Origin of the sequence: Streptomyces yokosukanensis (genome assembly GCF_001514035.1) — a bacterium.
Taxonomy (GTDB): Bacteria; Actinomycetota; Actinomycetes; order Streptomycetales; family Streptomycetaceae; genus Streptomyces; species Streptomyces yokosukanensis.
The window spans coordinates 1-24,196 of record NZ_KQ948219.1; the positions used below are offsets into that span (position 1 = coordinate 1).

Consider the following 24,196-nt stretch of genomic DNA (forward strand, 5'->3'; position numbering starts at 1 on the left):
GACCTCCCCCGGTACCGGCTGATAAGAAACGTTTCCGCCCTTGCCATGTTCACAGTTGGTGATCGCGACTGCAACCGCCTGACGTCACAGCCCCGCCACAGGGTCCCTGCGCGAGCGCGCGCCTCCACACGACCGACAGTACCCATGGGGTCTGACATCGGGCGCTGTTACTGTGCGTCCCCATGTGGGGAGCCAGCAGGGCAGACGCCGTCGGGGAGTTCCAGGACCGTATCGAGGCTGCCGTCGCGGGCTCGTCGTACCGGATGCGCCGTACCGGGCAGGGGTTCGACCTCGTCGTGGACGTCCACGGCCGGGAGCGACGAGAGCACACCTACCGCGTCGCGCTGCGGCCGTCGGAGAAGGCGTTCACGATGGCGGACATCGTGCGCGGCACCACATACGACGCCGACCCGGGTCGCATACGCGTGGGCAGATCGGTGTCCTCCGGCCGGAGCCTGTACGTCGTCACGTCCCGGAACCCGGACGGCACCCGGTACCGCTTCTCGTCCGCCGACGGCCATCGCCTGATCCGGGGAGTGGCCCGGGAGCTGGGCTGGCGGGAACTCATGCCCACCAGCGTGAAGGTCGCCATCGGCTTCGGCATCTTCGGCGGCCTCGTCGGCATCGGCGTACTGGTCGGCCTCGCCATCGCCTTCTGGCTCTGATCCGCTCCATTGCGTGTCCGACAGGTCGTGCAAGCCGGTTCCCTGGTGCCGATCCTGATGAGCGGGGTCCCCGGCAGCCACGCCGCCGGGGAACCGACACTGTGACCTACTGTCAGGTCTCGGTGAGTTACGCCAGGATTTGGACCCAGGGATTCATGAGTTGATATGGCGTGTCCGCGGGGATTTTCAGGTCTCCCATCTTCGCTGTGATGTTCCCCCCGGCCTGAGCCGTGTCCTGAGTGTCGGAGGGTATGAAGTATGTGCGTCCGTTCGTCTGGGCAAGGCCCCAGTATTGATAGTGTGTCAAAGTCAGGTAGACACGCTTCTGGATGTAATCGAGCACAACCTTGGTATTGTGCTCGAAGTTTGATCCAGTCCCGGTGTACTCGGCGAATCCTCGCGGGAATCCTGCGGCGTTCTGGATCGAGGATCCTGTGCCTGACTGGGAATTGGCACTGTAGTGGTCGTGGAGGTTGCGGCTTTCCTGCGGAACCTGATCACGGAATTGGTCCGCACCCTGGCGGTGGTCCGCGTTGGTGGAGGGGAGCCGGCCTGCGTCGTCCTGGTGCCAGCTTCGCAGCGTGCCTGGCTCATTGGGCGTTGCATCTCTCCTGGCCAGCTGATTCGGTGTCCGCTCATCGATGAGGGCTCCGCTCTCCAACTGGAATCGAACATCGAAGATCAGGTTCACCAGCGGTCTGGGCAAAAGCTGCTTGGCCTGCTCCCAGGTGAGCTGCTTGAGCGGCTCATTCCCTACGCGACCGAATGTCTCCGTCGCATCCTGGGCATGCTCTCCCAGGCCTTGCCCGAACTCATCCCACATTGCCACATCGTTCGCCCACGGAGCGTCGACACCGACGGATTGGTGCTCGTATCCCGCCAGCGGGTCCACGGAGTACCGCGTGTCCTTGTTGGCTCGGTACGCTTCGGGGACATCCGCAGCCATGACCCTGTTGACTTCCGCAACCAGAAGGTCGAGCTCGGCGGCACCGTTTCCTTCCGATCGGATTGTCGCCTTGAACCTCGCCTTGAGGGCTTTGCCGCCGTCCTCCGCGTACTGCACTGCCAGTCGATAGTCGTCGAAGACTGCTGCCTTGAGGTATTCCATGACTTGTGGACGAGTAAGGGCACTTCTGTCCGCAACGCCTTTGGCTCTCGCATAACCGTCCGGGGTGACCTTGATCGCACGTTGCACCGCCGCTCCGTGAGGCGCCTGCCCCTGCGGAGCCTCACGGCCAGTTGCCGGACCCGGCGACATGGCCGTCCGCTGAGGCCCGGCCATCGACATCACCCGTGTCGCGTTGGCTTCGGCTTCACGCTCGAACCGGTCGGACGGGTCCGAGACCTTGAGTCCGGCCCCGTTGTCACTGCCGGTGACGGGCCCTTGGCGTTGCTGGATCACGTGGGTCAGTTCATGGGCGAGAGTGTGTCTGTCGCTGCCTCCGTCGCCGATCACCACGTGATTGCCGGAGGTGTAGGCACGCGCGCCTATCTCGGCCGCCGAGGCTTTGGCCGCGCTGTCCGTGTGGATACGGACGTCGGAGAAGTCAGCCCCGAGGCGGGTCTCCATGTCGACGCGGGTGGCGTCGGCCAAGGGCCGACCGCTGGAGCGGAGGACGTCATGCACGGCGGACCGCTGCACTGCGGGCTGCTCAGCCTGTTGGTGGCCACAGTCGGCATTGTGCTGATGCTGCTCCTGGGCCCGTGAACGGCCGGCCTGGCGAAGCATCTGTACAACGGCTGCGTTGCCGGCACTCGCCTGGAGAGCCAGGAGGCCCGTGGGTACGTCACCGCGCGAGGTGTTGGCGGGTGCACGGATGGGGCGCTTGCCATCGGACGTCTGGGCTTGTTCGTTGGCGTGCATCGGGTCCTTTCGAGGCTGCGGGCTGCAGCCGGGCGCGGGACCGTGATCGTTTCACGGGGAGGCAACGCACAAGGCTTCTCACCTGATTGTGGACACGATGCCGTGCAGCGACGGCCGACGTAGTTGATCTCTGTTGGAATACGGCGGGACAAGGTGACCGATCGCCGAGCGCCTGAGCTGGTGGTTGCCGTGGCCGAGCCAGCGGAGTCGCGGGGGGGACATGCCGGAGGGTGTCGGCGGCGATCGGCAGGTTTGTGCCACGGATGACGGAGGGACGCCGGGTGCCTTCGCGGGCTGAGCGCCCGGGCATGCGGTGAGGGTGGCCCAGATCTGCCGATTGGCTTCTTGACCGATGACGTCCGCGCACCACAGCAGGGGGCTCTGTTGCTCATTTCCCGGTGCGGATACACGTGTTGGCGGAGGACGGCCCTTGCGAACCGCTGCCGTGTCGTGCGGTCGCGGGGGCAACGTCCATGCCTCCAAGAAGTTGCCCGTCGCTCCAGGGCCAGACCGAGGCCACGGCCCTCGCCGCGTTCCCCGACGGCAGTCCCGTACCGGCCGACCCCGGGTGAAGCCGCCCCCGGGTGCCGCATCCGACCCTGGTCACGATTGGGTTTCGGTCGGCCCTCGGGCTCTTGCCTCCTCCCCGTGTAATCGATTCCAATCCTTTCTGCGGCACGGCGTGGAATCGATTACACGGCACCGTGCCGGCGGAGAGTCTCACGAGGAGGTGAGCCCGTCGATGGCGAGCATCAAGGACGTGGCCGCCGCGGCCGGGGTGTCCGTGGCCACGGTGTCGCGTGTTCTGAACGCGCATCCGTCGGTCAGTGCCGATGCGCGGGCGCGGGTACTGGCCGCCGTCGAGGAGCTGGGGTATCGGCCCAACGCCGTGGCCCGGTCGCTGCGTACCGATCAGACCCACACCCTCGGGCTCGTGATCAGTGACGTGCTGAATCCCTACTTCACCGAGCTGGCACGCTCCGTGGAGGAGGAGGCCAGGGCGCTCGGGTACAGCGTGATCATCGGGAACGCCGACGAGCGGCCCGAGCTTCAGGACCATCACGTGCGCAATCTGCTCGACCGGCGGATCGACGGGCTGCTCGTCTCGCCCACCGATGGCGGGTCCCCGCTGATGCTCGACGCCGCTCGCGCCGGGACGCCCATGGTGTTCGTGGACCGGTGGATCCCCGGTCTGGACGTGCCCGTCGTACGGGCCGACGGGCGGGCCGCCGTACGGGATCTGGTCGCGCATCTGTACGCGCTCGGGCATCGGCGGCTCGCGATCATCGCCGGGCCCGCCGCCACCACGACCGGCAGTGAGCGCGTCGAGGCCTTCCGGGACGCCCTCGCCGAGTACGGGCTCGCGCTCCCCGGCGCCTACATCGGCCAGGGCGACTTCCAGGCCGAGAGCGGGCGGCGGGTGACCGAGGGGTTCCTGGATCTTCCCGAGCCGCCGCAGGTCGTCTTCGCGGCCGACAACCTCATGGCCCTGGGTGCGCTCGACGCCGTACGCGCGCGTGGGCTGCGCGTTCCCGACGACATCGCGCTCGCCGCGTTCGACGACATCCCCTGGTTCGTGCACACGGATCCGCCCGTCACCGCGATCGCCCAGCCGACGGGTGAGCTGGGGCGGGCCGCCGTACGGGCCCTCGTCGACCGCATCGAGGGGCGGACGCCGCGGTCGGTGACGCTGCCCGCCCGGCTCGTCGTGCGGCGCTCGTGCGGGGAGCCGGCCGCACCGGCGCAGGCCCCCTCCGCCGATCTGTCCCCCTCCCCAGTGCAAAGGAGCACGTCGTGAGCAACCCGGACGAGTTGCTGCGCATCGAGGGCGTACGCAAGACCTTCCCCGGCGTGGTCGCGCTCGACGGCGTCGACTTCGATCTGTGCCGGGGTGAGGTGCATGTGCTGCTCGGTGAGAACGGCGCCGGCAAGAGCACGCTCATCAAGATGCTCTCCGGGGCCCATACGCCCGATGCCGGGCGGATCCTCGTCGACGGGCGCGAGGTGCGTGTTCATGGTGCCCAGGACGCCGCCCGGCTCGGTATCGCCACCATCTACCAGGAGTTCAATCTCGTCCCGGATCTGACCGTCGCCGAGAACATCTTCCTCGGGCGCCAGCCCCGGCGCTTCGGGATGATCGACCGGAAGCGGATGGAGGCCGAGGCCGAAATCCTCCTCGCGCGCGTGGGGGTGCACGTCTCACCACGCGCGCGTGTCCGCGAACTCGGCATCGCGCGGCTGCAGATGGTCGAGATCGCCAAGGCGCTCAGCCTGGACGCGCGCGTGCTCATCATGGACGAGCCGACCGCCGTGCTCACCTCGGAGGAGGTCGACAAGCTCTTCGGCATCGTGCGTCAACTGCGCGCGGACGGTGTGGGGATCGTCTTCATCACCCATCATCTGGAGGAGATCGCCGCCCTGGGGGACCGGGTCACGGTCATCCGGGACGGCCGCAGTGTCGGACAGGTCCCGGCTTCGACTCCCGAGGACGAACTCGTACGGCTCATGGTCGGGCGGTCCATCGAGCAGCAGTATCCGCGCCGACGGGCCGACCGTGGCGCCGCGCTGCTGTCCGTCGAGGGGCTGACCCGGGACGGTGTGTTCCACGACGTGGACTTCGAGGTGCATGCCGGGGAGGTCGTCGGGATCGCCGGGCTCGTGGGTGCCGGGCGGACAGAGGTCGTACGGGCCGTGTTCGGGGCCGATCCGTACGACGACGGGGTCGTGAAGGTCTCCGGCGACCGGCTCAAGCGGCATGACGTGAACGCCGCGATGGCCGCCGGGATCGGGCTCGTGCCCGAGGACCGAAAGGGGCAGGGGCTGGTGCTCGACGCCTCCGTCGAGGAGAACCTCGGGCTGGTCACCATGCGCGCGGCCACCCGGAGCGGGTTCGTCGACCGCAAGGCCCAGCACGTGGCCGCCGAGCGGATGGCCGGGCAGCTGGGCGTGCGGATGGCCGGGCTCGGGCAGCAGGTACGGACCCTGTCCGGCGGCAACCAGCAGAAGGTCGTCATCGGCAAGTGGCTGCTGGCCGACACCAAGGTGCTGATCCTCGACGAGCCGACGCGCGGGATCGACGTCGGCGCCAAGGTCGAGATCTACCAGTTGATCAATGAGCTGACCGCCGCCGGCGCCGCCGTACTCATGATCTCCAGCGATCTGCCGGAGGTGCTGGGCATGAGCGACCGGGTGCTGGTCATGGCCCAGGGCCGGATCGCCGGCGAGCTGCGAGCGGCCGACGCCACGCAGGACGCCGTCATGGCGCTCGCCGTCTCCACCCCCACCGCTGAGAAGAACACTGCGAAGGAGGCCAGCCGTGGCCACTGACACGCTCAAGAGCCGGGCGGGCGCGAGCGGCGCCCCGGGCGGCCTGCGCCGGCTGCTCCTCGACAACGGCGCGCTCACCGCGCTGATCGTCCTGGTCATCGCCCTGTCGGCGCTGTCCGGGGACTTCCTGACGACCGACAATCTGCTCAACATCGGTGTGCAGGCGGCCGTCACGGCGATCCTCGCCTTCGGGGTGACCTTCGTGATCGTCTCGGCCGGTATCGATCTGTCGGTCGGTTCCGTGGCCGCGCTGTCGGCGACCGTGCTGGCCTGGAGCGCCACGCAGGCCGGGGTGCCGGTGGCGGTCGCCGTGCTCCTCGGGCTCGGCACGGGTGTCGTGGCCGGTCTGGTGAACGGTTTCCTCATCGCCTACGGCAAGTTGCCGCCGTTCATCGCGACGCTGGCGATGCTGTCGGTGGGCCGTGGTCTCGCGCTCGTCATCTCGCAGGGCTCCCCCATCGCCTTCCCCGGCTCGGTCTCGCATCTCGGGGACACGCTCGGCGGCTGGCTGCCGGTGCCCGTGCTGGTCATGGTGGTGATGGGGCTGATCGCCGCCCTCGTGCTGGGGCGGACGTACATCGGGCGCTCCATGTACGCCATCGGCGGCAACGAGGAGGCCGCGCGGCTGTCGGGGCTTCGGGTGCGCAGGCAGAAGCTCGCGATCTACGCGCTGTCCGGGGTGTTCGCGGCCGTCGCCGGTGTCGTGCTGGCCTCCCGCCTGTCCTCGGCGCAGCCGCAGGCCGCCGACGGCTACGAGCTGGACGCGATCGCCGCGGTCGTGATCGGCGGTGCCTCGCTCGCGGGCGGCACCGGCAAGGCGTCCGGCACGCTGATCGGCGCGCTGATCCTGGCGGTGCTCAGGAACGGCCTCAACCTCCTGTCCGTGTCGGCCTTCTGGCAGCAGGTCGTGATCGGTGTCGTCATCGCGCTGGCCGTGCTGCTGGACACCGTGCGCCGCAAGGCCGGGGCGGCTGCGGTGACCACCGGCGGGGCTCCCGGCGGCAGGGGCAGGCAGGCGGCGACGTACGCCCTCGCGGCCGTCGTGACCGTGGCGGTCGTCGGCGCCACCTCCTTCCTGCACGGTGGCTCCTCGTCCTCCACGACCCCGCGGATGGGCCTGTCGCTGTCCACGCTCAACAACCCCTTCTTCGTGCAGATCCGGGCCGGCGCCCAGGCCGAGGCGGAGAAGCTGGGCGTGGACCTGACCGTCACGGACGCCCAGAACGACGCCTCCCAGCAGGCCAACCAGCTGCAGAACTTCACCAGTTCGGGCCTGGGCGCGATCATCGTCAACCCGGTGGACTCGGACGCGGCGGGCAACTCGGTGAAGGCCGCCGACAAGGCGCGGATCCCGGTGATCGCCGTCGACCGGGGCGTCAACAAGGCGGACGTGGACGCCCTGGTGGCCTCCGACAACGTGGCGGGCGGTGAGCTGGCGGCCCGGACGATCGCCGAGAAGCTCGGCGGCAAGGGCAGGATCGTGATCCTGCAGGGGCAGGCGGGTACGTCGGCGGCCCGGGAGCGGGCGCAGGGCTTCGCGAACGGGCTCAAGGCCTATCCCGGTGTCCAGGTGCTGGCCCAGCAGCCCGCCGACTTCGACCGGACCAAGGGACTCGACGTGATGTCGAACCTGCTCCAGGCCCACCCGGACGTGCAGGGCGTCATCGCCGCCAACGACGAGATGGCACTCGGCGCGGTCAAGGCGCTCGGCTCCAAGGCCGGCACCTCGGTGCAGGTGGTCGGTTTCGACGGCACCCCGGACGGACTGACGGCGGTGAAGAGCGGCACGTTGTACGCGTCGGTCGCCCAGCAGCCGACGCAGTTGGGAAGGATTGCCGTGGACAACGCGCTGAAGGCGGTCCAGGGCAAGAAGGTGGAGTCGACGGTGAAGGTACCGGTGAAGGTGGTCACGAAGGACAACGTGGCCGGATTCAGCGGCTGACCACCGGCGGCCGACACCGGGCGGGCCATCTCTCAGCGGAACAAGGGGAGTCAACTGATGTACGGCTACGACCTGTTGGTCGTGGGTTCGGCCAACGCCGACCTGGTGATCGATGTCGAGCGGCGGCCGGCCGCCGGTGAGACGGTGCTCGGCGGCGACCTGGCCGTCCACCCGGGCGGCAAGGGCGCCAACCAGGCGGTCGCCGCCGCCCGGCTCGGCGCGGCCACGGCCCTGCTGGCCCGGGTCGGCGACGACGGCCACGGTCGGCTGCTGCTCGACTCCCTGCGCACGGCCGGCGTCGACACGGTCGGCGTGCTGGTGGGTGGGGCGCCGACGGGCGTGGCGCTGATCACCGTGGACCCCGAAGGCGACAACAGCATCGTCGTGTCACCCGGCGCCAACGCCCGGCTGGCCCCGGCGGACGTCCGGGCGGCCGTGAGCCTGTTCCTCGCCTCCAAGGTGGTGTCGGCGCAGCTGGAGATCCCGCTGGAGACGGTCGTGGAGGTGGTGCGGCACCTGTCCCCGGACAGCCGTTTCGTACTGAACCCGTCCCCGCCGCAGCCGCTGCCCACGGAGGTGCTCGCGGCCTGCGATCCGCTGATCGTCAACGAGCACGAGGCGCGGGTGATCCTCGGGGAGTCCTGTGTGAGCGAGGACCCGGCGCACTGGGCTCGGCTGCTGCTGGCCAAGGGCCCGCGCTCGGTGGTGGTCACGCTGGGCGCGCAGGGGGCGCTGGTGTGCGACTCCTCGGGGGTGACGCGGGTGGCGTCGGTGAAGGTGGACGCGGTGGACACCACGGGCGCGGGCGACGCGTTCACGGCCGCGCTGGCCTGGCGGTTGGGGGCGGGGGCGGGTCTGGCCGAGGCGGCGGCCCACGCGGCCCGGGTCGGGGCGGCGGCCGTGACGAAGCGGGGCGCGCAGGAGTCGTATCCGACGGCTCGGGAGGTCGACCTGCTGTGAAGAAGGCGGGGATCCTCAACCGTCATCTGGCCGGCGCGCTGGCCGAGTTGGGGCACGGGGACGGGGTGCTGGTGTGCGACGCGGGCATGCCGATCCCGGCCGGGCCGCGCGTGGTGGACCTGGCGTTCCGTGCCGGTGTCCCGTCCTTCGCCGAGGTCCTGGACGGCCTGCTGGCCGAGCTGGTGGTGGAGGGCGCGACGGCGGCGCGGGAGCTGAGCGGCCAGAACCGGGCCCTGCTGGAGGGCCGTTTCCCGGGGCTGGAGCTGGTCCCGCACGAGCGGCTGAAGGAGCTCACGGCGGGCGCCCGGCTGGTGGTCCGCACCGGGGAGGCTCGGCCGTACGCCAATGTGCTGCTGCGGTGCGGGGTGTTCTTCTAGGCGGGCACGGCGCGCATCGGTGCGGAACCGGCCGGTCAGACGTGCGCGTTCGCGAGGAGCTGCGCGGTGGCCTGCCACAGGCGGCGCTCCCGGTCGCGGTCCTGGGCGACGGGCCGCACCTCGGTCACCTTGTCCCGCACCACGAACGCGCCGTCGCGCAGGTGCGCCCACTTCTCGTCGAGTGCGACCGAGGCCAGGGCCGGCCCGGAGCGTTCCGGCGTGGCCACCCGGGGCAGGTGCGCGATGCCGCGGCCGATCGCCCGGAGCACCGCGGGCGCTCCTCTGCCCAGGTCGGTGCCGGGCATCCAGCCGGGTTCGTACACCGTCACGTCGACGCCGGGCCCGGCATGACGCTGGAGTTCGTGGGCGTAGTAGAGGAACCGCACCGTGCACACCGCGCAGGAGCAGGCCGAGCACGAGGCGAGACTCGTCGCCGACCTGCGGCTGACCGCCTCCGGTGACGACCTGCGCTCACGGTGTACACCGCCGAGCCCGGCACCGAGCACGCCGAGCGCCTCGCACTCGCCGTCGTCCTCGGCACCCGGACACTCGCGGCTACCTGAGCCGGGCGCCCCTGCTCTCCGCGACCCGCCTGACGTCCGCCAGGGACTCGCTGAGGCGTCGGGCCAGATAGCGCAACTCCTCGCCCGTCAGCCGCTGTTCCGCGAGGAGCCGGGCCGCGTGCTCCAGCAGATCGTCCGCCATGCCGAGCTGCACGCTCTCGATCCGGTCGGCGAGCCGGGAGACGTACCCCGCGCCGTCGCCCACGAGATAGCAGGGCTTGCCGTCCGCACCGGTCCAGGGAAGGAGGCGCCCTCGAACGGGCAGGAGATCTGTCATGCCGACCTGCTTTCTCACCTGCGGTCACTGCGTTCTGTGGTGAATCACTCACAGAGTGGGGTCGGTGATGGCTACGCTGCCAGGGATGGAGATCTGACACCGCGCCTGTCAGCAAGGGAGTTGGCCCGATGAGCGTTGCCCGCAGGCCGAGGACCCCGCGTGAGAAGTACGGCGAGGAGTTGAGGTTGCGACGGGTGGCAGCCGGGCTCACGCAGGAGCAGCTGGGCGAGCTGGTCGTGTGCTCACCCACGCTGATCAGCCATTACGAGGCGGGGAGACGACTGCCGAAACCGGATGACGCGCGCCGGATCGACTTGGCGCTGAAGACGGACGGGTTCTTCGAGCGGTGGCTGGAGGACCTGGAGTCGAAGTACGCCGACCATTTTGCGGCGGCTGCCGAGTTGGAGAAACAGGCCACTCTGATCCGGCTGTTCGCCCTGACGCTCATGCCGGGCGTACTTCAGACGGACGGCTACGCACGGGCTCTCTTCCGCGCCTACCAGCCGAACCACACCACGGAGGAACTTGACGAGGCCGTTGTCATCCGAACGAAACGTCGACAGCTTCTCGACCGGTCTGCGCGTCCTGTCGTATGGACACTGCTGGACGAGGCCGTGGTCCGGCGATGTGTCGGCGGCCCTCAGGTCATGTCGGAACAGTTGAACGCAGTCGCGGACTTGGCAGAGGCAGGACGGGTACGCCTGCACGTTCTGCCCTACGGCGTCGGCGCGCACTCGCTCATGGAGAGCCTGCTCACGCTCATGAGCTTTGCGGACTCCGCCCCAGCCGCCTACGTCGAGGGCTTCATGACCGGAAATCTCATGGACGATCCGGCCCTGGTGGGTCACTGTGAGACCGCTTACGCTCTGGCTCTGAGCGATGCCTTGTCGCAACAGGAGTCACTGGCCCTTGTCAGGGCCGCAGCGAAGGAACACACGCATGGTCAGCAGTGAGAACACCTTCACCGGGTGGTACAAGTCCAGCTACAGCGGCGGCGGCCAGGGCGAATGCCTGGAAGTCGCACGTGGCCATGTTGCCGTTCCCGTCCGCGACAGCAAGGACATCTCCAGGCCCGCTCTGCTCTTCTCGGCCGACAGCTGGACCTCCTTCGTCACCGCCGTCACGGTAGGTCACATAGCGGGCTGAATTGCGAGAGGCCCGGGTATTCCACAGGAATAGCCGCCCCTTTCACAGAATTGAGCCCCGCTCATTGGAATACGCTGTGGAAACGCTCCACCGTCTCCGCCAGCACCTCCCGCCCGTCCCTGGCCCACAGTTCGTCGTTGAAGAGTTCGACCTCGACGGGGCCCGTGTACCCGGCCGCCTCCACAAGACCGCGCCACTCGCGCATGTCGATCGCACCGTCGCCGATCTGGCCCCGCCCGTTGAGAACGCCCTGCGGCAACGGGGTGATCCAGTCGGCCAGTTGGAAGGCGTGGATACGTCCGCCCGCTCCCGCCCGCCCGATCTGCGCGGGCGCCTGGTCGTCCCACCAGACGTGGTAGGTGTCGACGGTGACCCCGACCTGGTGCGCCGGGAAGCGTTCGGCGAGGTCCAGGGCCTGGGCGAGGGTGGAGACCACGCAGCGGTCCGAGGCGTACATGGGGTGGAGGGGCTCGACGGCCAGGCGGACGCCGTGCCGCTCGGCGCAGGGGCCCAGTTCGGCGAGGGCGTCGGCGATCCGCTCCCGGGCCCCGTACAGGTCCTTGGAGCCCGCGGGGAGGCCGCCGGAGACCAGGACGAGGGTGTCCGTGCCGAGGGTGGCCGCCTCCTCGATCGCCCGGCGGTTGTCGGCGAGGGCGACGGCACGCGCCTGCGGCTCGGTCGCCGTGAGGAAGCCGCCCCGGCACAGGGTCGTCACCGTCAGGCCCGCGTCGCGCATCAGTTTCGCCGTTGCCCGAAGGCCGTACTCCTGGACCGGTGCACGCCACAGACCCACCTGGGTGACACCCGACTCGCCACACGCTGCCGCGAGTTCGGGCATGGAAAGCTGCTTCACGGTCATCTGGTTGATGCTGAAGCGCGCGAGACCGGCCGTCATGAGGTCACCCCGTACAGCGACAGCAGAGTCCTCATCCGCTCCTCCGCGAGCCCCGGGTCCGGGAACAGGCCGAGGCCGTCGGCGAGTTCGTAGGCGCGGGCCAGGTGCGGGAGGGAGCGGGCCGACTGGAGACCGCCGACCATCGTGAAGTGCCCCTGGTGGCCGGCGAGCCAGGCGAGGAGGACCACACCCGTCTTGTAGTAGCGGGTCGGCGGCTGAAAGAGATGGCGGGAGAGGGCGACGGTCGGGTCCAGCAGCCGCCGGAACCCGGCCGTGTCCCCCGTGTCCAGGAGCCGTACCGCCTCGGCCGCCAGCGGGCCCAGCGGGTCGAAGACGCCGAGCAGGGCGTGGCTGAAGCCCTGGTCGTCGCCGGCGATCAGCTCGGGGTAGTGGAAGTCGTCGCCGGTGTAGCAGCGGATCCCGCGCGGCAGGCGGCGGCGCAGCTCGATCTCCCTGCGCGCGTCCAGCAGGGACACCTTGATGCCGTCGACCTTGTCCGGGTGGGCGGCGACGACCTCCAGGAACACCTCGGTCGCGGCGTCCAGGTCGGCCGCACCCCAGTAGCCCTCCAGCGCGGGGTCGAACATCGGGCCCAGCCAGTGCAGGATCACGGGCTCGGCGCACTGGCGGAGCAGGCGGCCGTAGATCTCCAGGTAGTCCTCCGGGCCGGAGGCGACGGCGGCCAGGGCCCGCGACGCCATCAGGATCGCCTGGGCGCCCGACTCCTCGACGACCGCGAGCTGCTCCTCGTAGGCCGCGCGGATGTCGGCGAGCGTCCCGCCCGTGATCTGGTCGGTGCCGGCTCCGCAGGCGATCCGGCCGCCCGCGCCGCGCGCCTCGGCGGCGCTGCGGCGGATCAGCTCGGCCGCGCCCGCCCAGTCCAGGCCCATACCGCGCTGGGCGGTGTCCATCGCCTCGGCGACACCGAGCCCGTGCGACCACAGATGGCGGCGGAAGGCGAGGGTGGCGTCCCAGTCGACGGCGGCGGGCGAGTCGGGCGAGACGTCGGCGCGGGGGTCGGCGACGACATGGGCCGCCGAGAAGACCGTACGGGAGGTGAAGGAGGTGCCGGGCCGGGCGGGAAGAGGCTCGGCGCGGGGCTCGTACGTCCGCAGGGTGCCGTCGGCGGCGGGGAGTCGGAGGGTCACAGCGAGATCTCCGGCACGTCGATGCGACGGCCCTCGGCGGAGGACTTCAGGCCCAGCTCGGCGAGCTGCACGCCACGGGCGCCGGCCAGCAGGTCCCAGTGGTACGGCGCGTCGGTGTGGACGTGCCTCAGGAACAGCTCCCACTGCGCCTTGAAGCCGTTGTCGAAGTCCCCGTTGTCCGGCACTTCCTGCCACTGGTCGCGGAAGACCTCCGTCGCCGGGACGTCCGGGTTCCAGACCGGCTTGGGGGTCGCGGAGCGGTGCTGGGCGCGGCACCTGCGCAGACCGGCGACCGCCGAGCCCTCGGTGCCGTCGACCTGGAACTCGACCAGTTCGTCGCGGTTGACGCGCACGGCCCAGGAGGAGTTGATCTGGGCGACGGCGCCGCCCTCCAGCTCGAAGATGCCGTAGGCGGCGTCGTCGGCAGTGGCGTCGTAGGGCTTGCCCCGCTCGTCCCAGCGCTGCGGGACGTGGGTGGTGGCGAGGGCCTGGACGGAGGTCACGCGGCCGAACAGCTCGTGCAGGACGTACTCCCAGTGCGGGAACATGTCGACGACGATGCCGCCGCCGTCCTCGGCGCGGTAGTTCCAGGAGGGGCGCTGGGCCGGCTGCCAGTCGCCCTCGAAGACCCAGTAGCCGAACTCGCCCCGGACGGACAGGATCCGTCCGAAGAAGCCGCCGTCGACGAGCCGCTTCAGCTTCAGCAGGCCCGGCAGGAAGATCTTGTCCTGGACCACTCCGTGCTTGACGCCCTTCTCGCGGGCGAGACGGGCGAGTTCGAGGGCGCCCGCCAGTGACGTCGCCGTCGGCTTCTCGGTGTAGATGTGCTTTCCGGCGGCGATCGCCTTGGTGACGGCCTCCTCGCGGGCGGAGGTGACCTGGGAGTCGAAGTAGATGTCGACGCGGGGGTCGGCGAGCACCGCGTCGAGGTCGGTGGAGACGTGCTCCAGGCCGTGCCGTTCGGCGATCCGCCGCAGGGCGTGCTCGCGGCGGCCGAGCAGGATCGGCTCCGGCCACAGCACGGTGCCGTCGCCGAGGTCGAGCCCGCCCGCCTCGCGCAGGGCGAGGATCGACCGGACGAGGTGCTGGCGGTAACCCATCCGCCCGGTCACGCCGTTCATGGCGATACGCACCGTCTTGCGTGTCACGTCAGTCCCTTTCGTGGACGAGTTCAGCAAGCGCTTTCTACTGCCGAGAAGCTAACCGCAGGACACCGGTCCGTACAAGACCGTGTCCCCTTCGAGTCGTTCGAGGGGGCGAACACGCCGGGGCCATGGCTTTAAGGTCTGCTCGACGGTTTCTCGGAACCAGCAGCTGGGCCTGGCTGTCTACGAGGGCGTACGACACGATGCACGACCGGAGGACGACGACATGACGGTGACCCTGGCTGATGTGGCGGCCCGCGCCCAGGTCTCACCCGCGACGGTGTCGCGCGTGCTGAACGGCAACTACCCGGTGGCCGCTTCCACGCGCGAGCGGGTGCTGCGGGCGGTGGACGAACTGGACTACGTCCTCAACGGCCCCGCGAGCGCCCTCGCCGCGGCCACCTCCGACCTGGTCGGCATCCTCGTCAACGACATCGCCGACCCGTTCTTCGGGATCATGGCGAGCGCGATCCAGGCCGAGATCTGCGGCCCGGGGGGCCGGGCGGGCGGCGAGCGGCTGGCGGTCGTGTGCAACACGGGCGGCTCGCCGGAGCGGGAGCTGACGTACCTCACGCTGCTGCAGCGGCAGCGGGCGGCGGCCGTGGTGCTGACCGGCGGGGCCGTGGAGTACGCGCCGCACGCGGCGGCGGTCGCGGCGAAGCTGCGCAAGCTCACGGAGGCGGGCACCCGGGTGGTGCTGTGCGGGCGGCCGCCGGCGCCCGGCACCGACGCCGTGGCCCTCACCTTCGACAACCGGGGCGGCGCGCGCCGGCTCACCGAGCATCTGCTCGGCCTCGGCCACCGCCGCCTCGGCTACATCGCGGGCCCCGAGGAGCGCACGACGACCCGGCACCGCCTGGAGGGCCACCGCGCGGCGCTCCGGGCGGCGGGCGTCGAGGACGACCCGCGCTGGACGGTGCACGGGCGCTACGACCGCCAGTCCGGTCACGAGGCCACGCTGGAGCTGCTGCGCCGCGACCCCTCGCTGACGGCGGTCGTCGCCGCGAACGACTCCGTCGCGCTCGGAGCGTGCGCGGCGCTGCGGGAGTCGGGGCTGCGGATTCCCGAGGACGTCTCGGTGGCCGGGTTCGACGATCTGCCCTTCAGCGTGGACGCGGTGCCCTCGCTGACGACGGTGCGGTTGCCGCTCGCGGAGGCCGGGGCGCGGGCCGGGCGCATCGCCATGGGGCGGGCGGAGGCGCCGCCCGGGGGTGTCGCCTCCGTTCAGGGGGAGTTGATGGTCCGGGGGTCTTCGGGGGTGCCCCGGTCAGTGGGGACGTGACCGGCCCAGCAGCGGCAGCGGGGCCTCGCCCCTGCGGCGGTCGCGGTACCAGCGGCGGCCCGTGTCGAAGGCCAGCTGGGCCTTGCGCAGGGCGGGGATCTGGGTGGCCAGGTGGACCTGGTAGCGCCAGGGGGACTGCTTGCCCGTGCGGACCGACATGGCGTAGGCGAAGGCGACCGGGTCACGGTCCAGATAGTCGTCCAGCTGCTCGAACCAGGCCATGCTGGAGCGCGCTCCGGCCTGGACGGGGTGCAGTTCCTCGCGGCGGTGCTCGTCGTAGGCGCGCAGCGCCGCCCCGAGGTCCGCGTGGTGCGTGAGGCTGTGGGCCAGCACGATCGCGTCGATCATCGCCAGCCGGGTGCCGGATCCGAGCGTGAAGTGGGTGGTGTGGGCGGCGTCGCCGACGAGGACGACATTGCCGTCGACCCAGGTTCTGTTGCTGATGTGCGTGAAGCGCTGCCACTTCGCCGGTTCGCCGCGTGACCTGCTGATCAGGGAGTGGCCGTCGAGCGCGCGGTGGAAGATCTTCTCCAGCAGGGGTACGGCGTCCTCGGGGTCGAGCGTGTCGAGGCCGAGCCCCTGCCAGGTCTGCGGTGAACACTCCACGATGCAGGTGCTGATCCGTCCCTCGACCGACGGATAGGCGTGGAACCAGATCCAGCCCGCGGGGGTCTCCTCGAAGCAGAACACGAAGCTGTCGAACTGCCGGTCCGTGCCGAGCCAGATGTAGGGGTTGCGGCCGGTCTCCGTCCTGGTGCCGAAGCGCTCGGCACGGCTCTGCCGCAGCCGGCTGCCCGCACCGTCGGCGGCCACGACCAGGTCGGCCTCCGGGAGGTCGGCGGGGTCGGCCAGGCTCTCGTGCCGGACGTCCACGCCGAGGGACTTCGCGCGCCGGGTCAGCGCCTCCAGCAGAGCGGCGCGGCCCATGCTGTAGCCGTAGCCCCCGAAGTGCGCCGTACCGTCGTGCCTGCTGCCGTGCAGTTGGATGTCCTGCCCCTGCCAGAGCACCGAGCCGGCGCTCACCACCCGCGCGCTCTCGGGGTCGTTGCGGTGCAGGATGTCCAGCAGATCGTTCCAGTACACGACGCCCCAGCCGTACGTCGCCTCCGGCGGGTCCCGCTCGATCACGATGATCTCGTGGCCGGCGTCCCGCAGCTTCGCGGAGATCGAGAAGTACAGCCCGGCCGGGCCTCCACCCACGCAGACGATCCTCATCCGGTCACCGCCTTCACGGCTCTTCATGGCCACGGGGTCGTTCGGAGTCATATGGATCCGGGTGCCCCTCAGGGCACCCGGATCCATCCTTTGTCGTGCGGAAGGTCAGGTCACGACCGGCGGTCAGTCACAGTTGTCGCCGCCCCAGCCGCCGCCGCCCCAACCCCAACCCCAACCCCAGCCACCGCCGCCGCCGTGGTCTCCCCAACCCCAGCCGCCGCCCCAGCCGCCGTCGCCCCAGCCGCCGCCGCCGTGGTCTCCCCAACCGCCGCCGCCGCCGTGGTCGGCGACAACGTTGGTCGGAGCGGCAGTGGTGGCAGCGCTCGCGACTCCGGCTCCGGCCGCCAGGGCCAGGATCGGTGCCGAGCAGACCGCGATGGCCACTCTCCTGATACGTGAGGTGTGTGCGCGCATGATGGACCCCTCTCCGAGGGTGTAATGGATCTTCCGGCGGCCTCGATGGGCCGTTCGCCTGCGCTCTCAGAGCCTGCGCGTAGCTCTGCGCGTCGTCCGCCGCTCGCGATGCGCTTCCGGCGGCGGATCGTCACTGCCGATAAAAACGGACATAAGTGACGTTTGCTTCAAACCTACGATGCAGGCGCGGGGATGTCAAAGGCAGGGCCGGGCACGGAAAGAAATATCCGGCAAAGGAAGTTGGGGTGCCGGCGCGGCCGGGCCGTGGACGTGGGAGACCGGCGGACCTAGGCTCGGAGGGACGGTATCGCTGACTGAGTCAAGCATCTGTCGAGCAACCGGGGGCGATCATGACCGTCCAGGACGTCCGCGCCTTCAACCGCTTCTACACGGGCCTCATCGGCGCCCTCGACCACGGCCGCCGCCTCTACGCCCCCTACACCCTCACCGAATCCCGTGTGCTGCACGAACTCGCCCAGGTGCCGCATCTGGACGCGGTCGATCTGCGCACCCTGCTCGACCTGGACGCCGGGTATCTGAGCCGCATCCTGAACAAGTTCGAGAACGCCGGGCTGGTCGAGCGGGGGCCCTCCCGGAGCGATCCTCGCCGGCGCAGCGTACGGCTGACCGCGCCGGGCCGGGCGGCCGCCGGGCTGCTGGAGGAGCGGGCCCGCGCGAGCGTCGGGGCGCTGCTCGACACCGTGCCCCCGGCCGACCGGCCACGGCTGGCCGAGGCCATGCGGGCCATCCAGGACATCCTCGGCGCCCGGCCCGGCGGATCCCACGAGGGCGTGCTGCGCGAGCCGCGCCCCGGCGACCTCGGCTGGATCGTGCAGCGCAACGCCGCGCTGTACGCGGCCGAATACGGCTGGAACGCCGACTACGAGGGGCTGGTCGCCCGGATCGTCGCCGACTTCGCGCAGGACCACGACCCGCATCTGGAGCGGGTGTGGATCGCCGAGCGGGCAGGCCGTCCGGCGGGCTGTGTGATGTGCGTACGGGACGAGGCACCCGGTGCCGCCCGGCTGCGGCTGCTGCTCGTCGAGCCCGAGGCACGCGGGCACGGCATCGGGGACCGGCTGGTCAGGGCCGTGATCGACTTCGCGCGCGGGGTCGGCTACCGCGAGCTGGTGCTGTGGACCAACGACGTGCTCGGCAGCGCCCGCCGCATCTACCAGCGGCACGGCTTCGTCCTCGTCGCCGAGCGACCGCACCGCTCCTTCGGAAAGGATCTCGTAGGGCAGGACTGGCGGCTGGATCTGCACGAATCGGGCACATGACGAGTAGGGTCCGAGCCATGAAGCTGGCGTTCTCCACCCTCGGTGTCCCCGGACTGCCCGTCCCGGAGGTCCTGGCACTCGCCACCGCGCACGGCTACCACGGCGTCGAGCTGCGCGCCCACCCGCAGGAGCCGGTGCATCCCGGCCTCTCCCCCGCCGAACGCACCGAGACCGCGGCCCTGTTCAAGGAGGCCGGGATCGAGGTGCTGGGGATCGCCGGATACGCGCGCGTCGCCGCTGCCGGTGCGGACGCCCCCGTACTGGCGGAGATCCGGGATCTGCTCCGGCTCGCCCACGATCTGGGCGCGCCGTTCGTCCGGGTCTTCCCCGGAGGCGACCCGGACCGCCCCCGCGAGGAGTCCGACGCCCTCGCCGCCGGCCGGCTCGGCACCGCCGCCGAGGACGCCGCGGCGCTCGGGGTGCGGATCCTGCTGGAGACGCACGACTCGCACCCCACCGGTGCCGCCGCGCTCCGGGTGCTCGGTCCGGTCGGACACCGGCAGGTGGGCGCGCTGTGGGACGTGATGCACACCTGGCTGGGCGGCGAGCAGCCTTCCGACACCTATGCGGCGCTCTCCCCGTACCTGGGATATGTGCAGGTCAAGGACATCGCCTCGGCCGAGGACACGGTGCCGCTGCCGCTGGGCTCGGGCGTGCTGCCGCTCACCGAGTGCGTGGACGTGCTCTGCCGGCACGGGTGGGACGGCTGGCTGTGCTGGGAGTACGAGAAGCGGTGGTACGAGTCGGCTGCGCCGCTTGCGGGGCTGCTCGGTGCGGGGCGGGATCATCTGCTTCGGCTGCTGGGCGAAGCGGCCTGACCGCGGCCCCGAGCACGGAGCCGGCCGCGGAGCGGGATCCGGCGCCGACGGCGGGGCGTACGCCCCCCGTCGCGCCGGCCGGCCGACAACTCCCTCTGGTGTGAGATCAGTTGCTCCGATAGCTTCCGGCGCACATCTGTCTCACAGGGGAGAGTGTGCATGCGCAAGGCGCTCAGATGGCTGCTGGCGCTCGCCGTGCTGATCGGCACGCTGAGCGGCACGGCGGCGGGAGCGGCCACCGCCGCCCGGGCCGAGCCCACCGACATCAAGGACCGGCTGCTGTCCATACCGGGCATGAGCCTGATCCAGGAGAAGCCGTATCCCGGCTATCGCTACTTCGTCCTTGACTACACCCAGCCGGTCGACCACCGCCACCCGGACCGCGGCACCTTCCAGCAGCGGATCACCGTGCTGCACAAGGACACCAGCCGTCCGACGGTCTTCTACACCAGCGGCTACAACGTCTCCACGACCCCGGCGCGCAGCGAGCCCACCCGGATCGTGGACGGCAACCAGGTCTCCCTGGAGTACCGCTTCTTCACCCCGTCCCGCCCCGAACCTGCCGACTGGTCCAAGCTCGACATCTGGCAGGCGGCGAGCGACCAGCACCGGGTGTTCCAGGCCCTGAAGCCGATCTACGGCGGCCACTGGATCGCCACCGGCGGCTCCAAGGGCGGCATGACGGCGACGTACTACGAGCGCTTCTATCCGCGCGACATGGACGGCGTGGTCGCCTACGTCGCCCCCGACGACGTCGTCAACGACGAGGACTCGGCCTACGACCGCTTCTTCACGACCGTCGGCACCAAGGAGTGCCGGGACCGGCTGAACGCCGTCCAGCGGGAGGCCCTGGTGCGCCGCGAGCCGCTGGAGCAGCGGTATGCGCAGTACGCCACCGACAACGGCTACACCTTCGACACCGCCGGCGACCTGGACAGGGCGTACGAGGCGGTCGTCCTCGACTACGTGTGGAGCTTTTGGCAGTACAGCCTGCTGAAGGACTGCGACACCGTCCCGGCGGACGCGGCCACCGCGAGCGACGACGACATCTGGAAGTCGGTCGACACCGTCTCCGGCTTCGAGGCCTACACCGACCAGGGCCTCGCGCAGTACACCCCGTACTACTACCAGGCGGGTACCCAGCTGGGCTCGCCGACCATCCACTTCCCCTCCATCGAGCGGGGGTTGATCCGGTACGGCTATCAGCCGCCGCGCAACTTCGTGCCGCGCTCCATCCCGATGCGCTTCCGGCCGGGGGCGATGCGGGACGTGGACACATGGGTACGGCACCGCGCCGCGCACATGCTGTTCGTGTACGGCCAGAACGACCCCTGGGGTTCGGAACGGTTCCGGCTCGGCACGGGCGCCCGTGACTCCTACGTCTTCACCGCGCCCGGCATGAACCACGGCGCGAACGTGGCGAGCCTGGTGCCGGACGAGAAGACCCTCGCCACGGAGCGCATCCTGCGGTGGGCGGGGGTGTCGTCGGCCGGCGTCGCGCGGGCCGAGCCGCTGGCCCGGTTCGACGCCGGGCTGGACGGCCGGGACACCGAGCGCGAGCCCGCGCTGCGGCCGTAGAGGGGCCTCAGAGCCGCCTGGCGCAGCCCACCGGCAGGGCCCCGTCCAGGTGGACGTAGAGCGTCGTCGACGCGGGGCACTCCCCCCGCGTCGACGCCGCCTCGGTGATCCGGTACTGCGGCCGGTGCTCGGCCGAGCCGTCGCAGCGCGTCTCGCGGACCTCCCCCGCGCCGGAGGTGTACACGCAGTCGCCCGGGATCGTGCGCGGGCCGCCTCCGCCCCCGGGGTCGCCCGGGTGCGGGGGCTCCAGGTCGCGCATGCAGGCGTACCCCGGGGAGATGGCGGCCTGGGCGCCGATGTGCAGCACGAAGTCGGTGGTCGCCGGGCACAGGGGGCCGTCGGTGGCCGCACCGTCGTAGCGGGCGACGACCTTGGCCGCGGCCCGCTCGCTCGCGCAGGGCACCTCGGTGAAGCTGGTCGCGCCGAAGGAACTGCACTCGCCGACCGCGAGGAACTCGGCGCCGTAGCCGCCGGTCGTGGCGGGGGTGGGGCGGGCGTCGCCGACGGGGGCGCCCGACTGGCCGCGGCAGCCGGTGAGCAGGGCGGCCGGCAGCAGGCACATGAGGCACACGGCCCCGACGGCACCTTTCCCACGCATCGCGATCCCCCCTGACACCCCGGTCCAGCGTGGCCCTCGGCCCTGCGGCCACGCCAGACATGCGGGAGGGTTTCCGCCTGTTGGGGGTATTACGCCGGGTGTGCGGCGTACGGCTGGTACGTCAGTCCGTGTCCGATCGGGTACAGCACCTGCGTGGGGTCGTCGGCCCGCTGCACCGGCACCGGCAGCGTGCCGCGCGGCGCGACGCGTCCCGCGATCACCCGTGCGGCGGCGCGCACTTCGACGTCCGTCCAGCCGTAGGACGTCAGGCACGCCTTGACGGAAGGGAACTGGGCGACGTCGTAGGGGTTGCGGACGGCGAGGGCGGCGAGCGGCCTGCCCGTGGCGAGCAGGTGCGCCACCAGCGTGCGCTGCGCGTTGCCCGCCGTCACGTCGTACGTCGCCACGACCACCGCGTCCGCGTCCTGCGCGGCCGTGACCGCCTCGGCGATCGTCGCGTCGGAGGGCGAGGTGCCCGTGGACCGGGCGGTGGCGGAGAAGCCCAGTTCGGTGAGGGCGGCGGCCAGCACGCCGGTGGGCGGACCGGTGGTGCCGGAGGGGGAGTCGGGGTCCGCGCCGACGACCAGGATCCGGCACTCGGTCCGGGGGTCGAAGGGGAGCGTGCGGTCCTCGTTGACCAGCAGGGTCGTGGTGCGCTCGGCGATCCGGTCGGCGGCGGCCAGGTGCGCCTTGGTGCCCACCGTGCGCTCGATGGCCGCCCGGCCGGTGCGCCGGTGGTCGAAGAGCCCGAGCCGTGCCTTCAGTCGCAGGATGCGCAGGATCGATTCGTCCAGGCGGGACTCGGTCAGTTCACCGTCCTGTACGGCCTTCAGCACGGCGTGCCAGGCCACGTCGATCGACGGCGGGTTGAGCAGCTGGTCGACGCCGGCCTTCAGCGCGAGCACCGGCACGCGGTCGTCGCCGTACTTGGTGCGCACGCCCTCCATGCCGAGGGAGTCGGTGATCACGACCCCGTCGTAGCCGAGTTCGCCGCGCAGGATGCCGCTGAGGATGGCGGGCGAGAGGGTGGCCGGGTCGCCGGAGTCGTCCAGGGCCGGGAACTGGATGTGGGCGGTCATGATCGAGTCGATGCCCGCCGCGATCGCCGCCCGGAAGGGCACGGCGTCCAGCTTCTCCCACAGCTCGCGGCTGTGGGTGATGACCGGGAAGCCGGTGTGGCTGTCGACGGCGGTGTCGCCGTGGCCCGGAAAGTGCTTGGCGGTCGCCGCGACCCGGGACGCCTGATAGCCCTTCACCTCGGCGGCCACCAGGGCGCCGACCGCGTCCGGATCGGCGCCGAACGACCGTACGCCGATGATGGGGTTGGCCGGGTTGACGTTGACGTCGGCGTCCGGGGAGTAGTCCTGGTTGATGCCCATCGCGCGCAGTTCGGCGCCGGAGATCCGGCCGAGCGCGTGCGCGTCGGCGCGGGAGCCGCCGGCGCCGACGGCCATGGCGCCGGGGAACAAGGTGGCGGGCTTGCCGACCCGGCAGACCGCGCCGTGCTCCTGGTCGGTGGCGATCAGCACGGGCAGACCGCGCGGCTGGTCCAGGGAAGCCCGCTGGATGCCGTCGGAGAGGTCCGCGATCTGGTGCGGATCACGGGTGTTGTGCGCCCAGGTGAAGTAGATGATGCCGCCGACGCGGTACTTCGCGATCAGCTCGGCGGCCGTGCGGACGCCCAGCTCCTTGAGGTTGGCATCGATGTCGGCCTGGTCGGGGGCGGTGGCGGAGTGGCCGTAGACCCGCATCACGAAGAGCTGGCCGACCTTCTCCTGAAGCGTCATCCGGGAGACGAGGGCGCGCAGCCGGCGGGGGTCGGGGGGTGCGGCGGCGTGGGCGGTGGTCGGTACGGTCAGTGCGGCGGTGAGGCCCGCGGTGGCGGCGATGACGGCGCGTCTGGACGGCCGTGCGGTGTTTCCCGTGCTTCCCGTGCTGGTGTCGTGCACGTGCGCTCCTTCCAGAGGAGAACCGCTGAAGGAAACTTCCGAGGAGTCACCAATATCCGGGAAGTTTCTTTCCGTCAAGGGAATGCACAGTAACCACCGGGGGGCCGCCACCGACGCATTGGAGGGGGCGCGCCGGTGACGGCGGGCTGTCGGCCGTGCCGCGGCGAAGAGGGTGGGTCGGCGTTCGCGGCCAGGCGCGAGGGGCCGACACCACGGCACGGAGGAACGGTCCGGCAGCCCGCGCGTTGGACGGCCCCGGGGCGCTCCGGGTTCCCCCTGGCCGGGCCGTCCGGCGCTCCGCCGCCTTCACACGGCCGTCAGCAGAGGATCCAGCCCGTGTCGACGCCCGGTCCGTCCCCCACCGATCCCTTGATCCACACGCAGCGGTGACCGGCGTGGACGGTGATCGGGCCCGCGTGGTGCACATAGCTGCCCTTGTCGACGACCGGCCGGCCACCGCGGGCCTGCACGCTGACGGAGATCGTCTGGGCGCGTCCCGGGTGCCGGGCGACGGTCGTGGCGCAGACGTAGCCGTCCTGCTTGTAGACGTGTGTGACACCCGCGCTGAACGACAGGGTCCGCACCTCGCGCCCGGCGCAGCTGCGGGGCGTGCCCGCCTGCGCGGTGCCGGCGGTCACGAACCCGAGCATCCCCGTCGCGGCCAGTACGGCCGCACCGAGCGCCAGACGCCGGCGCATCCCACCACTGTCCACTGTTGTCCTCCCCGTCCCCGCAATCGTGCTCCCCCGATGG

23 protein-coding genes and 1 pseudogene are annotated in these 24,196 nt (G+C 70.9%); 13 read left to right on the forward strand and 11 right to left on the reverse strand.

Going from position 1 to position 24,196, the window contains the following annotated elements:
- The first annotated feature begins 182 nt into the window (after positions 1–182).
- Positions 183–665 (forward strand): hypothetical protein, encoded by a 483-nt coding sequence (locus AQI95_RS30605; protein ID WP_067131105.1) that lies wholly within the window; start codon positions 183–185, stop codon positions 663–665.
- A 127-nt stretch (positions 666–792) separates the two neighbouring features.
- Here AQI95_RS30605 and AQI95_RS49230 read toward each other — a convergent pair whose 3' ends face one another.
- Positions 793–2,529, reverse strand: a complete 1,737-nt coding sequence (locus tag AQI95_RS49230) for an eCIS core domain-containing protein (protein WP_067131108.1) — start codon at positions 2,527–2,529, stop codon at positions 793–795.
- 742 nt (positions 2,530–3,271) lie between these two features.
- On the opposite strand from AQI95_RS49230, the gene AQI95_RS30615 reads away from it, so the two are divergent.
- Genes AQI95_RS30615 through rbsD form a run of 5 tightly spaced genes read left to right on the forward strand, consistent with a single transcriptional unit; the run spans position 3,272 to position 9,135 of the window.
- Positions 3,272–4,327, forward strand: a complete 1,056-nt coding sequence (locus AQI95_RS30615) for a LacI family DNA-binding transcriptional regulator (protein WP_067131111.1) — start codon at positions 3,272–3,274, stop codon at positions 4,325–4,327.
- Positions 4,324–5,856, forward strand: a complete 1,533-nt coding sequence (locus AQI95_RS30620; protein WP_067131114.1) for a sugar ABC transporter ATP-binding protein — start codon at positions 4,324–4,326, stop codon at positions 5,854–5,856. Before AQI95_RS30615 ends, AQI95_RS30620 begins: the two co-directional genes overlap by 4 nt.
- The gene (locus AQI95_RS30625) at positions 5,846–7,798 is read left to right on the forward strand and encodes an ABC transporter permease/substrate-binding protein (protein ID WP_067131117.1); all 1,953 of its coding nucleotides are present in this window, start codon (positions 5,846–5,848) and stop codon (positions 7,796–7,798) included. Before AQI95_RS30620 ends, AQI95_RS30625 begins: the two co-directional genes overlap by 11 nt.
- 57 nt (positions 7,799–7,855) lie before the next feature.
- The gene (locus AQI95_RS30630) at positions 7,856–8,758 is read left to right on the forward strand and encodes a ribokinase (RefSeq protein ID WP_067131120.1); all 903 of its coding nucleotides are present in this window, start codon (positions 7,856–7,858) and stop codon (positions 8,756–8,758) included.
- Positions 8,755–9,135 (forward strand): D-ribose pyranase, encoded by a 381-nt coding sequence (gene rbsD, locus AQI95_RS30635; protein WP_067131123.1) that lies wholly within the window; start codon positions 8,755–8,757, stop codon positions 9,133–9,135. The genes AQI95_RS30630 and rbsD overlap by 4 nt, the downstream gene beginning before the upstream one ends.
- A gap of 35 nt (positions 9,136–9,170) precedes the next feature.
- On the opposite strand, the gene AQI95_RS30640 is transcribed toward rbsD, so the two are convergent.
- A complete protein-coding gene (locus tag AQI95_RS30640) occupies positions 9,171–9,521 on the reverse strand; it encodes a Rossmann-fold NAD(P)-binding domain-containing protein (protein ID WP_425264931.1) in 351 nt (116 codons plus the stop codon).
- Between the two features lie 58 nt (positions 9,522–9,579).
- Between AQI95_RS30640 and AQI95_RS50405 the strand changes: the two are divergent.
- Positions 9,580–9,698, forward strand: a pseudogene (locus tag AQI95_RS50405) (transcriptional regulator); the annotation flags it as partial.
- Here AQI95_RS50405 and AQI95_RS30645 read toward each other — a convergent pair.
- Positions 9,691–9,975, reverse strand: a complete 285-nt coding sequence (locus tag AQI95_RS30645; protein ID WP_067131126.1) for a hypothetical protein — start codon at positions 9,973–9,975, stop codon at positions 9,691–9,693. The pseudogene AQI95_RS50405 and the gene AQI95_RS30645 overlap by 8 nt on opposite strands.
- A gap of 128 nt (positions 9,976–10,103) precedes the next feature.
- On the opposite strand from AQI95_RS30645, the gene AQI95_RS30650 reads away from it, so the two are divergent.
- Both AQI95_RS30650 and AQI95_RS30655 read left to right on the forward strand, forming a co-directional pair.
- Entirely contained in the window at positions 10,104–10,928 is an 825-nt protein-coding gene (locus tag AQI95_RS30650; RefSeq protein WP_067131128.1) for a helix-turn-helix domain-containing protein, read from the forward strand.
- The gene (locus tag AQI95_RS30655) at positions 10,915–11,121 is read left to right on the forward strand and encodes a DUF397 domain-containing protein (protein ID WP_067131131.1); all 207 of its coding nucleotides are present in this window, start codon (positions 10,915–10,917) and stop codon (positions 11,119–11,121) included. Before AQI95_RS30650 ends, AQI95_RS30655 begins: the two co-directional genes overlap by 14 nt.
- A 61-nt stretch (positions 11,122–11,182) precedes the next feature.
- Here the strand turns inward: AQI95_RS30655 and AQI95_RS30660 are convergent, their stop codons facing one another.
- Genes AQI95_RS30660 through AQI95_RS30670 form a run of 3 tightly spaced genes read right to left on the reverse strand, consistent with a single transcriptional unit; the run spans position 11,183 to position 14,312 of the window.
- On the reverse strand, positions 11,183–12,016 hold the full coding sequence (locus AQI95_RS30660; protein WP_067131134.1) for a sugar phosphate isomerase/epimerase family protein: 834 nt from the start codon (positions 12,014–12,016) through the stop codon (positions 11,183–11,185).
- Positions 12,013–13,164, reverse strand: coding sequence for a dihydrodipicolinate synthase family protein (locus AQI95_RS30665; protein WP_067131137.1), 1,152 nt, complete (start codon positions 13,162–13,164; stop codon positions 12,013–12,015). Before AQI95_RS30665 ends, AQI95_RS30660 begins: the two co-directional genes overlap by 4 nt.
- Complete coding sequence (locus AQI95_RS30670; RefSeq protein ID WP_067131156.1) at positions 13,161–14,312, reverse strand: Gfo/Idh/MocA family protein; 1,152 nt, start codon at positions 14,310–14,312, stop codon at positions 13,161–13,163. The genes AQI95_RS30665 and AQI95_RS30670 overlap by 4 nt, the downstream gene beginning before the upstream one ends.
- 223 nt (positions 14,313–14,535) lie before the next feature.
- Between AQI95_RS30670 and AQI95_RS30675 the strand changes: the two genes are divergently transcribed.
- Positions 14,536–15,591, forward strand: a complete 1,056-nt coding sequence (locus tag AQI95_RS30675) for a LacI family DNA-binding transcriptional regulator (RefSeq protein WP_067131158.1) — start codon at positions 14,536–14,538, stop codon at positions 15,589–15,591.
- Here the strand turns inward: AQI95_RS30675 and AQI95_RS30680 are convergent.
- Together AQI95_RS30680 and AQI95_RS30685 are read right to left on the reverse strand one after the other, a co-directional pair.
- Positions 15,577–16,833, reverse strand: a complete 1,257-nt coding sequence (locus AQI95_RS30680; RefSeq protein WP_208614309.1) for an FAD-dependent monooxygenase — start codon at positions 16,831–16,833, stop codon at positions 15,577–15,579. The two genes, AQI95_RS30675 and AQI95_RS30680, sit on opposite strands and share 15 nt — an antisense overlap.
- A 96-nt stretch (positions 16,834–16,929) precedes the next feature.
- Positions 16,930–17,220 carry a hypothetical protein gene (locus AQI95_RS30685; RefSeq protein ID WP_208614310.1) on the reverse strand — a complete coding sequence of 97 codons (291 nt, stop codon included), beginning with the start codon at positions 17,218–17,220 and terminating at the stop codon, positions 16,930–16,932.
- Positions 17,221–17,570: 350 nt separating this feature from the next.
- On the opposite strand from AQI95_RS30685, the gene AQI95_RS30690 reads away from it, so the two are divergent.
- From AQI95_RS30690 to AQI95_RS30700, 3 genes are all read left to right on the forward strand, one after another.
- Positions 17,571–18,500, forward strand: coding sequence for a bifunctional helix-turn-helix transcriptional regulator/GNAT family N-acetyltransferase (locus AQI95_RS30690; protein WP_067131164.1), 930 nt, complete (start codon positions 17,571–17,573; stop codon positions 18,498–18,500).
- A 17-nt stretch (positions 18,501–18,517) separates the two neighbouring features.
- Positions 18,518–19,318, forward strand: coding sequence for a sugar phosphate isomerase/epimerase family protein (locus AQI95_RS30695; RefSeq protein WP_067131167.1), 801 nt, complete (start codon positions 18,518–18,520; stop codon positions 19,316–19,318).
- A 159-nt stretch (positions 19,319–19,477) separates the two neighbouring features.
- Positions 19,478–20,896, forward strand: a complete 1,419-nt coding sequence (locus AQI95_RS30700) for a S28 family serine protease (RefSeq protein WP_067131170.1) — start codon at positions 19,478–19,480, stop codon at positions 20,894–20,896.
- Positions 20,897–20,903: 7 nt separating this feature from the next.
- Here the strand turns inward: AQI95_RS30700 and AQI95_RS30705 are convergent, their stop codons facing one another.
- The 3 genes from AQI95_RS30705 to AQI95_RS30715 all read right to left on the reverse strand — a co-directional run bounded on the left by AQI95_RS30705 (position 20,904) and on the right by AQI95_RS30715 (position 24,156).
- Complete coding sequence (locus AQI95_RS30705) at positions 20,904–21,494, reverse strand: hypothetical protein (RefSeq protein ID WP_067131173.1); 591 nt, start codon at positions 21,492–21,494, stop codon at positions 20,904–20,906.
- Positions 21,495–21,583: 89 nt separating this feature from the next.
- A complete protein-coding gene (locus AQI95_RS30710; RefSeq protein WP_067131176.1) occupies positions 21,584–23,443 on the reverse strand; it encodes a glycoside hydrolase family 3 protein in 1,860 nt (619 codons plus the stop codon).
- A gap of 317 nt (positions 23,444–23,760) precedes the next feature.
- Positions 23,761–24,156, reverse strand: a complete 396-nt coding sequence (locus AQI95_RS30715) for a hypothetical protein (RefSeq protein ID WP_067131179.1) — start codon at positions 24,154–24,156, stop codon at positions 23,761–23,763.
- Positions 24,157–24,196 lie beyond the last annotated feature (40 nt).

Bases quoted from the DNA above. Each gene is read 5' to 3' on its own strand.
- AQI95_RS30630 (WP_067131120.1), top strand. From the start codon at position 7,856: ATGTACGGCTACGACCTGTTGGTCGTGGGTTCGGCCAACGCCGACCTG.
- AQI95_RS30695 (WP_067131167.1), top strand. From the start codon at position 18,518: ATGAAGCTGGCGTTCTCCACCCTCGGTGTCCCCGGACTGCCCGTCCCG.
- AQI95_RS30660 (WP_067131134.1), bottom strand. From the start codon at position 12,016: ATGACGGCCGGTCTCGCGCGCTTCAGCATCAACCAGATGACCGTGAAG.
- AQI95_RS30685 (WP_208614310.1), bottom strand. From the start codon at position 17,220: ATGCGCGCACACACCTCACGTATCAGGAGAGTGGCCATCGCGGTCTGC.
- AQI95_RS30690 (WP_067131164.1), top strand. From the start codon at position 17,571: ATGACCGTCCAGGACGTCCGCGCCTTCAACCGCTTCTACACGGGCCTC.
- AQI95_RS30675 (WP_067131158.1), top strand. From the start codon at position 14,536: ATGACGGTGACCCTGGCTGATGTGGCGGCCCGCGCCCAGGTCTCACCC.
- AQI95_RS30605 (WP_067131105.1), top strand. From the start codon at position 183: ATGTGGGGAGCCAGCAGGGCAGACGCCGTCGGGGAGTTCCAGGACCGT.
- AQI95_RS30700 (WP_067131170.1), top strand. From the start codon at position 19,478: ATGCGCAAGGCGCTCAGATGGCTGCTGGCGCTCGCCGTGCTGATCGGC.
- AQI95_RS49230 (WP_067131108.1), bottom strand. From the start codon at position 2,529: ATGCACGCCAACGAACAAGCCCAGACGTCCGATGGCAAGCGCCCCATC.
- AQI95_RS30615 (WP_067131111.1), top strand. From the start codon at position 3,272: ATGGCGAGCATCAAGGACGTGGCCGCCGCGGCCGGGGTGTCCGTGGCC.
- AQI95_RS30650 (WP_067131128.1), top strand. From the start codon at position 10,104: ATGAGCGTTGCCCGCAGGCCGAGGACCCCGCGTGAGAAGTACGGCGAG.
- AQI95_RS30680 (WP_208614309.1), bottom strand. From the start codon at position 16,833: ATGAAGAGCCGTGAAGGCGGTGACCGGATGAGGATCGTCTGCGTGGGT.
- AQI95_RS30645 (WP_067131126.1), bottom strand. From the start codon at position 9,975: ATGACAGATCTCCTGCCCGTTCGAGGGCGCCTCCTTCCCTGGACCGGT.
- AQI95_RS30655 (WP_067131131.1), top strand. From the start codon at position 10,915: ATGGTCAGCAGTGAGAACACCTTCACCGGGTGGTACAAGTCCAGCTAC.
- AQI95_RS30705 (WP_067131173.1), bottom strand. From the start codon at position 21,494: ATGCGTGGGAAAGGTGCCGTCGGGGCCGTGTGCCTCATGTGCCTGCTG.